At 42.7% G+C, this 12,308-nt stretch carries 11 protein-coding genes and 2 pseudogenes; 6 read left to right on the forward strand and 7 right to left on the reverse strand.

Translation table 11 applies throughout. From position 1 onward, the window contains the following. Positions 1-6 precede the first annotated feature (6 nt). Entirely contained in the window at positions 7-192 is a 186-nt protein-coding gene (locus M44_RS14795; protein WP_010174761.1) for a hypothetical protein, read from the forward strand. A gap of 95 nt (positions 193-287) precedes the next feature. Here M44_RS14795 and M44_RS14800 read toward each other — a convergent pair whose 3' ends face one another. From M44_RS14800 to M44_RS14810, 3 genes are read right to left on the reverse strand one after another with little or no spacing between them, the layout of a single operon-like run. Next, positions 288-1,100, reverse strand: a complete 813-nt coding sequence (locus tag M44_RS14800; RefSeq protein WP_010174763.1) for an ABC transporter ATP-binding protein — start codon at positions 1,098-1,100, stop codon at positions 288-290. Positions 1,101-1,112: 12 nt separating this feature from the next. After that, positions 1,113-2,168 carry a FecCD family ABC transporter permease gene (locus tag M44_RS14805; protein ID WP_010174765.1) on the reverse strand — a complete coding sequence of 352 codons (1,056 nt, stop codon included), beginning with the start codon at positions 2,166-2,168 and terminating at the stop codon, positions 1,113-1,115. After that, entirely contained in the window at positions 2,165-3,094 is a 930-nt protein-coding gene (locus M44_RS14810) for a FecCD family ABC transporter permease (protein ID WP_010174767.1), read from the reverse strand. Before M44_RS14810 ends, M44_RS14805 begins: the two co-directional genes overlap by 4 nt. A 260-nt stretch (positions 3,095-3,354) precedes the next feature. Between M44_RS14810 and M44_RS14815 the strand changes: the two genes are divergently transcribed. Beyond that, positions 3,355-4,356, forward strand: a complete 1,002-nt coding sequence (locus M44_RS14815) for an ABC transporter substrate-binding protein (protein WP_010174769.1) — start codon at positions 3,355-3,357, stop codon at positions 4,354-4,356. Between the two features lie 128 nt (positions 4,357-4,484). After that, positions 4,485-4,616: pseudogene (locus tag M44_RS27095) on the forward strand (alcohol dehydrogenase); the annotation flags it as partial. Between the two features lie 5 nt (positions 4,617-4,621). On the opposite strand, the gene M44_RS14825 reads toward M44_RS27095, so the two are convergent. Further along, the gene (locus tag M44_RS14825; RefSeq protein ID WP_029326915.1) at positions 4,622-6,190 is read right to left on the reverse strand and encodes a sensor domain-containing diguanylate cyclase; all 1,569 of its coding nucleotides are present in this window, start codon (positions 6,188-6,190) and stop codon (positions 4,622-4,624) included. Positions 6,191-6,346: 156 nt separating this feature from the next. On the opposite strand from M44_RS14825, the gene M44_RS14835 reads away from it, so the two are divergent. Beyond that, positions 6,347-7,258: a nuclease-related domain-containing protein gene (locus M44_RS14835; protein WP_010174775.1), complete on the forward strand. Its 912-nt coding sequence runs from the start codon at positions 6,347-6,349 to the stop codon at positions 7,256-7,258. Positions 7,259-7,901: 643 nt separating this feature from the next. Here M44_RS14835 and M44_RS14845 read toward each other — a convergent pair. The 3 genes from M44_RS14845 to M44_RS14855 all read right to left on the reverse strand — a co-directional run bounded on the left by M44_RS14845 (position 7,902) and on the right by M44_RS14855 (position 10,393). Continuing rightward, on the reverse strand, positions 7,902-8,192 hold the full coding sequence (locus M44_RS14845; RefSeq protein WP_010174778.1) for a putative quinol monooxygenase: 291 nt from the start codon (positions 8,190-8,192) through the stop codon (positions 7,902-7,904). Positions 8,193-8,271: 79 nt separating this feature from the next. Then, positions 8,272-8,937 (reverse strand): type 1 glutamine amidotransferase domain-containing protein, encoded by a 666-nt coding sequence (locus M44_RS14850; RefSeq protein ID WP_010174779.1) that lies wholly within the window; start codon positions 8,935-8,937, stop codon positions 8,272-8,274. 19 nt (positions 8,938-8,956) lie between these two features. Further along, complete coding sequence (locus tag M44_RS14855) at positions 8,957-10,393, reverse strand: NAD-dependent succinate-semialdehyde dehydrogenase (RefSeq protein ID WP_040365468.1); 1,437 nt, start codon at positions 10,391-10,393, stop codon at positions 8,957-8,959. A gap of 125 nt (positions 10,394-10,518) precedes the next feature. Between M44_RS14855 and M44_RS14860 the strand changes: the two genes are divergently transcribed. Both M44_RS14860 and M44_RS23580 read left to right on the forward strand, forming a co-directional pair. Continuing rightward, a complete protein-coding gene (locus M44_RS14860) occupies positions 10,519-11,361 on the forward strand; it encodes a LysR family transcriptional regulator (protein WP_010174781.1) in 843 nt (280 codons plus the stop codon). Positions 11,362-11,699: 338 nt separating this feature from the next. Beyond that, positions 11,700-12,271, forward strand: a pseudogene (locus tag M44_RS23580) (transposase); the annotation flags it as partial. Positions 12,272-12,308 lie beyond the last annotated feature (37 nt).

A 12,308-nucleotide genomic window follows, 5' to 3' on the forward strand; every position in this document is an offset into this window, starting at 1 on the left:
CTTACGATGAAAAATCAACATATACTAAGGAGAGTACTGTTTTTCATAGGTACTTGGTTAAGTTCAATAGGTATAGCATTTTGGATCGTTGACAGTGTTCCAGAACCGTTCTCTACGTTGTCCATGCCCTTACTTATTAGTGGTAGTGCGCTATTAATTGCCTCTAACTTTTTTAAAAAAGAAAAAAAGTAAATATGCACGTATAAAAAAAGAAGCATGAACTGTCTCAACAATTACATGCTCTTTTCATGATCTTCTTATGTCTAACGGGATCACTGTCGAGTTTCCTAACTTTCAAGAATAGGGACTACAACTCTTCCCTTCCCATACGGAATACACAACGGCGTGCCAGCAATCGGATCCTCTGCAATGACACATTTCATATCAAACACTTTTTCTACAAGCTCCGGACTCACAATTTCCTCTGGTCTTCCTTGGGCCACAATTCCTTTATCGCGAATGGCGACTAAGTTATGGGCATACCGACTAGCGAGGTTGATATCATGAAGAACCATGACGATCGTACGATTTTCCTTTTCATTTAGTTCAAATAACAGGTCAAGAATCTCAATTTGATGGGTCATGTCCAAGTAGGTGGTAGGTTCATCTAATAAAATAATGTCTGTATTTTGAGCCAGCGTCATCGCAATCCACGCTCGCTGCCTTTGCCCTCCAGAGAGTTCATCAATGGAACGGTCTTTTAAATCTAGTAAAGAGGTGGCTTCTAGTGCCCTCATCACCTTTTCTTCATCTTCCTCTGTCCATTGCTTAAGCCAGTTTTGATACGGATAGCGGCCTTGTTTGACGAGTTGCAGCACGGACAATCCTTCTGGTGATTCAGGAGCCTGTGGCAGGATGGCGAGATTTCTGGCCACTTCTTTCGTAGGCAATTTAGCAATACCTTTTCCGTCTAGAAGCACTCCACCTTGCTTAGGCTTTAATAATCGGGCAAGTGACCGTAGAAGCGTGGACTTTCCGCAGCCGTTTCCTCCGATGAACACTGTGATTTCGCCTTTTGGAATCTGTAGATCTAATTCCTCAATAATCAGCCTGTCCCCGTAAGAAAGACTCAAGCCCTCTGTTTGTAAAATTCCATTCATGCTGCTTCCTCCTTAGCCGTTTTTCGTTTTCATCAGTAGATAAATAAAGTACGGTGCACCTAGCATCGCCGTGAACACACCCGCTGGGACAATCGACGGTAGGAATAACGTACGTCCGACCAAGTCGGCAAGCATGACGAGGATAGCGCCTATTAATGCCGCGACTGGTAAAAGAGCTCCGTACGATGAACCTACTAATTTCCGTGCCATATGAGGAGCCATTAGGCCAACAAATCCAACACCACCGGCAAATGCAACCGCCGTTCCAACTAATCCTGTACTAATTAGCAATAAGACTAACCTGTGACGCTGAACAGCGCTTCCAACCCCTGTCGCAACTTCTTCTCCAAGAGACTGAACATTCACATTCCGCGAGGTCAGAAATGCTAGGACCAACAGGACACTCATGGCAGGTAAAAGAATCTGAACATCCTCCCATGTCACACTATTCACACTTCCCGTAATCCAAACATATGCCTGACTCGCCATATAAATCGGACCTAACACCATAAACATCGTTGTGCCCGCCTGCATAAGAGCAGAGATTCCAATCCCGATCAAAACCAGTCGAACAGGCGTCACACCATCTTTCCACGATAAAAAATACACAGCAAACCCAACAACCGTTGCTCCCACAAACGCTGCAACTGGCATCCACTGAATGCTGACCATTAACGAATAATTCTCATCACTAAACAACCAAAGAAAGGCTACAACCGACATGGCCGCTCCCGCTGTTACACCGATTGTATCTGGCGCCGCAAGATCATTTCGGATCATTCCTTGTAAAATTCCACCCGCAACTGCAAGCCCCATTCCAACTAGCATAGAAGCAAGTATTCTTGGAAGTCTAAACTGATACACAACAAGCTGTTCAAGCTCCGTTCCTCCACCAAATAATAAGCTTACCACCGTAAGAGGATGAATAGAAAGATCTCCTAGCCCCGTGCTAACGACGAAAATAAAGACCAAAAGAAGAGATAGGATCATCATTTTACCAAACGCTTTTTGGTCCAACAGAAGAGATAGTTTGTCCTTCCCTATGCGTACACTCCGGTATCCCTTCATCCTCGGTTAAACCCCTTTCTGGCGATGTAGATAAAATATGGTGTTCCAATAAACGCCGTCATGACACCTACTGGAACCTCTTGTGGCATGACAATATAGCGCGCTCCTATATCTGCGGCTAACAATAAAATGCCCCCTAATAATCCTGCAAATGGCACGAGCCACCTGTGATCCGTTCCGACAAGCTGCCTGGCAATATGCGGGATGACAATTCCTATAAATCCAATAGGTCCTGCTACTGCAACCGACCCGCCAGCAAGCAAGATGACAATCATCCCTACCATAATCTTTAAATAGCCGACTTTAACTCCGAGTCCTCTCGCCACATCATCTCCCATGGCCAGTACATTCATGATCGGAGAAAGAGCTAGCGCTAAAAACCAGCCCGTTATCAAATAAGGGAAAACAGAAGAGAGCGTGTCAAGCTTTCTTCCCTGCACAGATCCTGAAAGCCAGAACAGTACTTCATCAAGAGCCGCCTCATTTGTCACAAGCATTCCTTGTGTAAAAGAAGAAAACAACGCCGTTATCGCTGCTCCAGCTAGCGTCAGTTTCATCGGAGTGAGCCCTTGCCTTCCGGCACCCCCGATAAAATAGACGGTGAGTGCTGCAACCGCGGCCCCTAAGAAGGAAACCCACGTGAACATATTCAGATTCGAAATTTGAAAATAGGTCAAAACAAACACAACAGCAAAGCTCGCTCCTGCATTGATCCCAAGAATCCCTGGCGAAGCCAGTGGATTTTTTGTAAGCGTCTGCATATACACTCCCGCTATTGCAAGAGATGCTCCTACGCACGCAGCAATAAACGCTCGCGGCAGTCGTACAGTTTGAATAATTAAATGCTCATTACTTCCATCAAATTCAGTAAACGCTTGGAAAGCGAGAGGAATAGACGTATCCGTATAGCCAAAAATAATACTCATCCCAATAAATAGAATGAGAAAAAAGTCACCAATAAAAGTTTTACAATGTTGCCTACGGTAGATTTTCCATTCATATATAACCCGTCCTTCTTACTCTATATTCATAGTTTAGAAGATTTTAGCACTCTAGTCAATGAGACTGATAATTAATCTCATTTTACTATTGACAGTATTTTCCCTCTAGCTTATGATAAGGCTTGTGGTTATCAATTGATAATGATTTTCAACGTCATTTAATAATAAAAATAGGGGGATGACCAATGAAGAAGAAGTTTTGGCAACTTTTAGCACTATTCTCTGTACTTTCACTATTTGTGTTAGCAGCCTGCGGGAATACGAGTGAGGAGACAACGGAAGAAGCTACAAATGAAGACGAATCAACAGAAACAGCTGCTGAAGAGACAGAAAGCACAAGCTACATAGTGGAACATGCAATGGGGACAACTGAAATGGAAGAAACTCCAGATCGTGTCGTTATTTTAACAAACGAAGGGACAGAAGCGTTATTAGCATTAGGTGTTACACCTGTTGGTGCGGTAATGTCTTGGGACCAAGATCCTTGGTATGAACACATCAGCGCGGAAATGGAAGGCGTTGAAGTAGTTGGAGACGAAATCGAAGTCAACATCGAGAAAATCGCTGAACTACAACCCGATCTAATTATCGGGAATAAAATTCGTCAAGAAGAGCTTTACGATCAATTAAATGCGATTGCCCCAACGGTATTCTCAGCTGATTTAGCTGGTGACTGGAAAATTAACTTTGAACTATATGCGCAAGCATTAAACCTTGAAGATAAAGGGCAAGAAGTCCTGGCTGCCTATGATAGCAAAGTAGAAGAAGTTAAAACAGCTCTTGGTGAGAAAACAAACGACGAGATCTCTGTCGTACGTTTCAGCTCTCGTCCAACTCGTATTTATTACACGGACTCATTCTCTGGTGTGATCTTCGAGCAACTTGGATTCAAACGCGCTGAGCACCAAGCAGAGCTCTTCACTCCAGACAACAAAATGGGCAATTTCGCTGTAGAGGTAGACAAAGAGCTTATCCCAAAAATGGATGCAGATCACCTATTCTACTTCACATACGCAGACTCTGAAGCGGTAGAAGAAGAGTGGACAAATGACCCACTATGGCAAAACCTAACAGCTGTTCAAGAAGGCAACGCTCACAAAGTGAGTGACACCATCTGGAACACAGCGGGTGGCGTAAAAGCGGCTGAGTTAATGTTAGCGGATATTGAAGCGATTTTTGCTGAATAATCTTGAAAGTAAGTGTAGAAACGATTCCTGTTTCTACACTTTTTTTGTGCGTGGAAGTCAATTTTATTTGGTACTTCATTGTATTGGGTATAGTAAGTACTAAGCGAAAAGAATGGGGGTCTGATCGTATGAAAGCTATCCAGGTAACAGGATACGGAGACGTTGACAAGTTAGAAGTACGAGAACTCGAGATACCAGAACCGAAGGCACATGAAGTGTTAATTAGAGTAAAAGCGTGTGCAATTAATAACACAGAAATACCATTTTAAACAAGCTCTGGAGTAGAGTTTTGGTACACACACACTCTATTGCGACCTGCTTCTTTTGCACGGTATAACGCTTGATCCGCGTGATTCAATATTTGATAAAGAGCTTCATCTTCTTTTGTCAGTGCTGCAACCCCCAGGCTAAGTGTTACAGTAATCTTTCCGTCCGGTGTATGAATCGTCAGAGCTTCTACCTCACTCCGCAGCTGCTCAGCTAAAGCAGCCCCTTCTTCTTCCGTATAACCCTTTACTCCCAGCACAAACTCCTCCCCACCATAGCGAGCAAATAACTCATGACCATGGAGCTGCGATTGGCAAACCTTCGCAACCTGCTCTAACACTTGATCACCAACGCTGTGGCCATACGTATCATTTACCTTTTTAAAATAATCAATATCCATCAAAATAATCGTAAACGGCGTATCTTGTTCCTTTGACTCTTGGAACGCTTCCTCGCAATACTGAAAAAACGCTCGCCTGTTGTAGATTCCCGTCAATTCATCATAGTAGGCAAAATGCTCTAGCTGGGATTGTAGATTCTTCACCTCCGTCATATCTGTGAAAATAATCAGAAGCCCCTCGCTACCCTGTACGTTCGAGATTTGAACTTGGTACGTATAGGTAGCATCCTTTGAACGATGCTGAATGAGATCTTGTTGCGAGGACTCACTCCCTCGACCTAGTTCAATGGGAAAGGATACGTCTGAAATCGTGTCCCAAACCACAGAAAAGCTATCCCCAAACATGGACACATCAAGGTGTGGAAACATCCTTTTACACGCATCATTAAACTCGACCAATCGACGCGACTCATCTACCACCATCACCCCGTCATTAATACTATTAAAAATAGCATCCTTCGCGATGGGAATTAACGTAAACATTCGAGACGTACTAATCGACCACAGATAAAATAAAGACGTCAACCACAGCACCATTGGCACCGGATCAATTCCTGTTGGCGTCAACCCTAACAAATACACAAACGCCGTCACAATCGGAATAAGCTGACCAAACAACAACGACATCAACTGAGGACGATACAAATCCTCTGTATCCCTCCATCTCGATACAACCAATAATACAGCCCCAAACATACTACCAAATGTATAAAATCCGTGGATAATATACCAAACTCCCATCTCTAGATATACAAACGGAGCACCCTGTAGTGGATCTAGCTCCAGCACTCGATAATGAAGCTGATGCCAGTCGTTGGTCGCAACCATTAGAAAACTGATCATCGGTACAATCATTAGGCACCATGAAGCTATTTTAGAAAAATGAATACCTAAATATTTGATAATAAAAAGCAGTCCCATTGTTGCGGAAAAAGGCATCCCTGCATATAAAACGGTATTCCAAAATTTTATTTCTAATAGAGACGTAGACATTAACAAGAAAACGGATCCCACACAATAAATTAACGAAAAAACGGAGTGTAGCAAGAACACATTCGCTATACTTATATAATGTTTACGCTTAATAAACACATATAAACAAATATATAAATTCAATACAATCGAGGTACTTATGAGCGTAATCGAAACAATTAATGAAGAACTCACAGCTTTGGTTTCTCCCTGTAAAAGTTAGACTTTATGTTAAATGTAGCATAGTTGTGGAGGGGAGAGTGTGAAATTTTTCATGTCGGTAAGAGGAATGGGGGCGGTGGAAGGAGAATTGGTAAAAGGTGAGAAATTTATTTACGAAAGGGTGAACCTATGATTCTAAAACATCGAGAAAAATCTAAGGAATTATTGATCCTTGAAAGCTTACATGCACGGATGGAGCTAACGAAAAATGAAAAAAGCCGATTCCGAAACCTTGCGAGAGGCTTCGAAGGAGAGCAAAAGTTTGACCGTTTCATTGAGGACCTTAGCGAAGAACGGTATGTGCTAAACGACCTCCTGCTAGAGGTCAACCAATCTTACTTTCAGCTCGATACCGTCATCATCTCTCAAGAAGCCGTCTACTTACTAGATAGTAAATATTATGAAGGCGACTTTTATTTTGATTCTTCAGGTAAATTCTTCGCTAAAAAAAGTAATTTCCACTATAAAAACCCCGTTGACCAACTAAATCGTAGCGTGATCCTCTTTGGTCAATTCCTCCGTCAGCACCAGCTCTCCTTTATCACAGAGCCCCTAGTGATTTTCATCCATCCCGAATTCACATTGTATCAAGCTCCCATGGACCTACCCATCATCTTCCCGACGCAACTTCCCCGCTTCATTCGCATGCTTGACGAATCCCCATCTACTCTGGCGTCTAGTCATAAAAAACTGGCGCAATTACTACTGACCTCGCATTGTGAGGATTATCCGGGCACCGTGCTTCCAACGTATGAATATGAGCAACTGAGAAAGGGAGTTTGTTGTCTGGTGTGTCAGTCGTTTCGTGTTGTGGTGCAGGGGAAGGTTTTTGGTTGTCAGGATTGTGGAGCTAGGGAGCGCTTTGAAGATGGAGTAGTTCGGAGCGTGCATGAGTTCCAGAGATTGTTTCCAGAGAGAATATTGACAAGGGGAAATATTGAGGAGTGGTGTGGGGGAATGGTGAGTAAAAAGTCTCTAAACCGAATTTTAAAGAAACATTATGAACTAGTGAAGAAAAGTCAACTTAGCTACTACATCTAACGGACGCTCTATGTTGGATGTTGGGGGTTATGAGAGCTTTTCAAGAGATTTTGAGAGCTTTTTGAATGTTGCACGAGTCTATATTGTTATTTAAAGGTGAGCTACCCATTCGCCGGCGATATTGTCTTCGTTTGGTTTACTTTGGGTGCCGTGCTACTCCTGCGCGGTGCTCTTCTCTTCTTTTCGGTTGCTTTGGGCGGCGCGCTACCCCTTGCGCGGTGCTCTTCTCTTCTTTTCGTTTTTGAGACACGCGCCACCCCCTGCGCGGTGCTCTTCTCTTCTTCCTGTTTCTTTTGAGACACGCGCTACCCCAAGCACGGCGCTCTTCTCTTCTTCCTGCTGTCTTTGAGACACGCGCCACCCCCAGCGCGGCGCTCTTCTCTTCTTCCTGCTGCCTTTGAGACACGCGCTACCCCTTGCGCGGTGCTCTTCTCTTCTTCCTGCTGCCTTTGAGACACACGCCCCCCCAGCGCGGTGCTGTCCTTTTCTTTTTTCTCAATTCGATACACGCCATACCACTCTCAGAATTCCTCACTTCTTATACCTGGCATAGTAAGCCTTTCACTGTTCCCAACGCTCTCCTACGAACAAACAAAAACCCCCTAGCTCCAAAAGCTAGAAGGCCCTTCCCAAAAATATCAAACTAAACCAACCCAAGCTTGTACACTTCGCGACTCTCCACTAACTCTTCCCCACGCTCACGGTACGCTTGATAATGCTCAGACGCCACATGGTCCTGCACCGCCTCTTCATCTTTCCATCTTTCGTAAAAGACAAACACCCTTTGGTCCTCAGATGATTGATGAAGATCATATTGTAGGCAACCCGCCTCTTCTCGAGAAGGCTCTATTACCTCTTTTAACGCTTGAAATAATTCTTGTTCACGACCTGGCTTTGATTTTAATACTGCCGTGATGACAATCGGTTGTTCCATAGTTTCTACCCACTTTCCATTATGAACGATTAAATGAAGGGCCTACAAATCTTGTAGACCCCTAGAAAAATTCATCAACTTATTTAGTTAAAAGCTTCACGACTTCCTTCGCCGCACTCTCAGTAGATTGAGGGTTTTGACCTGTCACAAGGTTTCCATCCACTTCCACATGATCTGCCCAATTATCTTTAACGACTACGTTCGCACCTAGTTCACGAAGTCGCGTTTCAAGTAAGAATGGCATAAAACGGTCAAGTGTTGTTTCGCGTTCTTCATCATCAGTGAAGGCCGTTACCGTTTTACCAGCTACTAAAGGTTTACCATCTGAAAGTGTAACCCCTACTAATCCAGCAGGTCCGTGACAAACGGATGCTACCACTTTATCTGCTTCATAAAGTTCGCGAATGATGACATGTAAGGTTTCATTGTCTGGTAGGTCAAACATCGTTCCGTGTCCACCAGGCATGAAGATGCCGTCAAATTTAGAGACATTCCCTACTTCTTCTAGCTTTAATGTGTTCTCTAAAAGCTTCGCTGTGTCTAGGATTTCTTGTGGCACTTCTCCTTCAAGGCTGCGGTCATCAACTGGTGCTTTTCCACCTTTAGGGCTTGCGATGGTTACGTCATAGCCTTGCTTTTTAAATTCAACATACGCTTCTCCAAATTCAGATAACCATAGACCTGTTTTGTGTCCTTCTTTCATTTCGTCTGCTGTTGTTACGACCATTAAAATATTTTTTGTCATCATTAATTCCTCCATTATTTTAGTTTTTATTTGCGAATGAAATGTATTTACTATCTAAGAAGCTCTCAATGCCTTCTTTTCCGCCTTCGCGGCCGATGCCACTTTCTTTTACACCGCCAAACGGGGCTTGGGCTGCAGAAGGTAGTCCATCGTTTAGGCCAATTACACCATATTCTAGCTCTTCTATAATGTGAAGGGCTTCATGAATATCTTCTGTGAATACATAGGCTGCAAGACCAAAGGGTGTATGGTTTGCACGACGAATCGCTTCCTCTATTGTTTGGAAAGTAGAAATCGGTGCTAAAGGACCAAATGTTTCTTCTACCATACATAGCATGTCATCTGTTGCGTTTTTTAGTACAGTAGGTTCAAAAAAATATCCGCTTCCATGTAAAACTGGACGACCTCCGGCTACTACTTCCGCCCCTTTTTGCACAGCGTCTTCTACATGCTCTGCTACCTTCAAAAGAGCCTTTTGATTAATTAACGGACCAACCACCACACCGTCTTCTAATCCGTTCCCCGTTTTCATCGTTCTCACCACAGCAGCAAATCGTTCAGCAAACTCTTCTGCTATATCTTCTTGTACAAGAAAACGGTTCGCTGCCACACAGGCTTGGCCGCCATTTCGGAACTTGGACTCTACTGCTCCTTTAACAGCCACATCTAAATCTGCCTTATTGGTGACGATAAAGGGGGCCTGTCCGCCTAACTCAAGGGATAGTTTTTTCATAGTGTCAGCCGATTGCTTCATTAGCAGCTTTCCAACCGAAGTGGAACCTGTGAACGTGAGCTTACGAACTCTAGAATCTTCTTGCCACGCACCCACGATTTCCTTTGCATCTCCAGTGATCACGTTGATTACTCCATTAGGAATACCTGCACGCTCTGCTAATTCCCCCAATTTCAGTGCCGTAAACGGCGTTTCCTCAGAAGGTTTTAACACGACAGTACATCCAGCTGCTAAAGCAGGAGCAAGCTTCCTTGTAATCATGGCAGCCGGGAAGTTCCAAGGAGTGACTGCTGCTACAACCCCAACCGGCGCCTTTTGAACAAATAAGCGCTTATGATGAGAAGAGCTCGGAATCGTTTCTCCATAAATTCTCTTCGCTTCCTCTGCATACCAAGCTACATAGTCGTTAGCATATTTGATTTCACCTAAAGCTTCAGCTAAGGGCTTCCCTTGCTCTAACGTCATGATGCGCGCTAGCTCTTTTTGATTCTCAGCTATTAATTGAAACCAGTTACGAATAATTTCACTACGCTCATACGCTGACCTCTTAGACCAGCTCACAAATGCAGCATCAGCCGCATCTACAGCTTGTATCGCTTCTTTTCTACCAGACATTGGGACTGTTCCTAGTATTTCTTCAGTAGCCGGGTTCACCACCGCAATCGTTTCTTTCGTTTGAAACCAGTTCCCATTTATACTATTTTTTTGGATAAACAATAACATCACTCCTTTCACCTCTGAATCAATGTGTTTGTTTTTTGCTACACCCATAGGGTATCATCTGAGATAAAATGATGGTACTTCCACTATGTTTGGTGGGTATAACGAATGGTTATGAGGAGAGCAATATGAGAATTGAGTGGATTGAAGCCTTTTTAACAACCGCAGAAACGCAAAGCTTAACGAAAGCGAGCGAGCTTTTAAATATGACCCAACCAGCCTTGAGTAAGCAGATCAAAAACTTAGAAAACGATGTGGGCGCCAGCTTATTTGCGCGTTCTACGGTAGGAGTCACTTTAACAAAAGCAGGAGAACAATTGGTACCAGCCTGCCAAAGAATTTGTACAGAGTGGAATGAAGCGAAAAAAGCCATTGCCGCTGAACAAGGATTAAAGGGGATTACGATTGGAGCTTGGCCAAGCCTAGCTACCTCTTATTTACCAAAACGATTAGCTGGGACAGATCGACAGGATTACAGCTTAAAAATATCCCATAGTTACGTTGATCTTTTAAATGGCTTAAAGGACGGGACAATGGACGTCGCACTTTTTGATGACAAAGACATCTCTCACCCGTATTTTTCTACGTATCTATTTTCAGAAGGATTCCAGTTATTTGTGCATAAGGATCACCCTCTCTATGGTCATGCTGAATCGGTTCATTTTAATGAGATAAAAGAAGAAGAATTTTTAATGCTACTTGAAACATGTGATGCCAGAACGTTAATTCAAAAGGAATTTCAGGCGCGAGGAGCGACATTGCGTATCTCTTCAGAAATTGAATTTGGTCAAACCATACTCGGCTTTATTGAAGCGAATATAGGAATATCTATTCTACCCGAAATTTTCGCAGAAAGGATTGCTCCACCTGTGCGATCCATTCCTATTGAAGGGTTTGATGTAAGCCGAAAGGTGTCTGTCATTGCTCGAGAAGAAAAAGTAGGAAAGAAAGTGTTAGCGATGGTGAAGTAAAAATTTATGGGTGGCATGTTCCTTGTTGGACGTATTATAATAGTCCCTTGGGTATTTGGCAATCAACCGTGTCATCGTAAAGAAAACGGAGTCTGACAGAATCCTATCGTTTGCGCTTACTTACTTTAAACCGCATTGGAACGGTGGTGTGTTTGTTACCTTTAAGAGGGAAGACAGGTGAGTGGTGCTTAATTAGTTAAAACCGAGTACGATATGTACTCGGTCAGGCTGTCGAGAAAATCTCGACAGCCTTTAATAATGTATAAATATTTTAACAAATCACCGCGTTAATATGTTAAAATAGAGATATATAATATATTGATTGGCGGGGATTAACTATGCTAAAACCAAGAGAATTTACGCAAAATGAATATGAATTTGTTTCCATTGATGATATGGTTCCTTCGGACCACCTTCTTCGAAAAATAGATAAATACATTGACTTCTCCTTTATTATTGAGAAAGTTAGGCCTTATTATAGTGAAGAAAAAGGTCGTCCTTCAGACCCTCTTATTCTTTTTAAAATGATGTTTATAGGATACTTATACGGCATACGTTCAGAAAGAAAACTAGAACAAGAAATTCGGATGAATATGGCCTATCGATGGTTCTTAGGATTAAAGTTTCATGATCCTATACCACATCATTCAACAATCAGTTGGAATCGTCAAAAACGTTTCAAAGATACAAACGTTTTTCAAGAAATCTTTGATGAAATTGTTCTTCTAGCAATGAATCACAATATGGTAGGAGGACGAGTTCTTTTTACAGATTCTACTCCATTTAAGGCGAATGCGAACAAACACAAGTTCACAAGAAAGAAGTTAAATAGAAACCCGTGAGTATATTCACGAACTAAACAAAGCTGTAAAGGAAGAAGAGAATACAAGGAAAAAAGCCACTAAAGGATTAAGAGGAAAGTATANAAAATTAAGAAATACTTGTTA

The organism is Bacillus coahuilensis m4-4 (assembly GCF_000171615.1).
In the GTDB taxonomy this organism is placed as follows: Bacteria; Bacillota; Bacilli; order Bacillales; family Bacillaceae_K; genus Bacillus_T; species Bacillus_T coahuilensis.

Coding starts and splice junctions, on each gene's coding strand:
- M44_RS14860 (WP_010174781.1), top strand. CDS start 10,519: ATGAGAATTGAGTGGATTGAAGCCTTTTTAACAACCGCAGAAACGCAA.
- M44_RS14845 (WP_010174778.1), bottom strand. CDS start 8,192: ATGGAACAACCGATTGTCATCACGGCAGTATTAAAATCAAAGCCAGGT.
- M44_RS14835 (WP_010174775.1), top strand. CDS start 6,347: ATGATTCTAAAACATCGAGAAAAATCTAAGGAATTATTGATCCTTGAA.
- M44_RS14795 (WP_010174761.1), top strand. CDS start 7: ATGAAAAATCAACATATACTAAGGAGAGTACTGTTTTTCATAGGTACT.
- M44_RS14800 (WP_010174763.1), bottom strand. CDS start 1,100: ATGAATGGAATTTTACAAACAGAGGGCTTGAGTCTTTCTTACGGGGAC.
- M44_RS14805 (WP_010174765.1), bottom strand. CDS start 2,168: ATGAAGGGATACCGGAGTGTACGCATAGGGAAGGACAAACTATCTCTT.
- M44_RS14810 (WP_010174767.1), bottom strand. CDS start 3,094: ATGAGTATTATTTTTGGCTATACGGATACGTCTATTCCTCTCGCTTTC.
- M44_RS14815 (WP_010174769.1), top strand. CDS start 3,355: ATGAAGAAGAAGTTTTGGCAACTTTTAGCACTATTCTCTGTACTTTCA.
- M44_RS14850 (WP_010174779.1), bottom strand. CDS start 8,937: ATGACAAAAAATATTTTAATGGTCGTAACAACAGCAGACGAAATGAAA.
- M44_RS14855 (WP_040365468.1), bottom strand. CDS start 10,393: ATGTTATTGTTTATCCAAAAAAATAGTATAAATGGGAACTGGTTTCAA.